The organism is Sutterella massiliensis, from assembly GCF_016899755.1.
GTDB lineage: Bacteria > Pseudomonadota > Gammaproteobacteria > Burkholderiales > Burkholderiaceae_F > Sutterella > Sutterella massiliensis.
The window spans coordinates 1-459 of sequence record NZ_JACJJC010000280.1 but is presented as its reverse complement, the minus strand read 5'-3'; the positions used below and the strand labels follow the sequence as shown (position 1 = coordinate 459).

The window sequence follows — 459 nt, the reverse complement described above, 5'->3', positions numbered from 1 at the left end:
GTCCTCAGCGTGCAAGCATCATTAGCAAAGGCATGATTTATTCGACATCGCACGGATACGTTGATTTTACGGTTCCGCTCTTTGCCGAATTCATGAGGCGGCACCATTTGGAAGCGGACTATGGGTCGAAAAGTTCAACCGGTTGAACTTTTCCCTTTTCACGGAGCCGCTACACGCCGCAGCTCCGCAGATGTATTGCCTTAACGGTAACTCCGACATCCTGACCAACCTCTGACGGTGAGGATGTCAAGAGCGCGCATCAACGATGCATGTGCTTTTCGCCCCGAAAATTATCCGAGCGTTGCAAGCTGACATTGAGCGTCTCCTTGACGGAGTCAGTCGCTCGAAGTTTGCAGCCCTGCGCGACAGCATTTTCTATCGCGTCTTTGTGCGCAGGAAAGGCTTCGAACAGGATAAGGCAGAGTGTTGCATTGACGGAATCTTCCTCCAGCCGAAGGT

At 52.1% G+C, this 459-nt stretch carries 2 protein-coding genes; one reads left to right on the top strand and one right to left on the bottom strand.

The genetic code is table 11. The features are described from left to right. The coding region (locus tag H6A60_RS14570; protein ID WP_500691542.1) for a DUF8462 domain-containing protein at positions 1-146 on the top strand (146 nt) is incomplete at its 5' end. Between the two features lie 113 nt (positions 147-259). On the opposite strand, the gene H6A60_RS12560 is transcribed toward H6A60_RS14570, so the two are convergent. After that, a partial coding sequence (locus H6A60_RS12560) for a hypothetical protein (RefSeq protein ID WP_205105152.1) occupies positions 260-459 on the bottom strand: 200 nt, incomplete at its 5' end.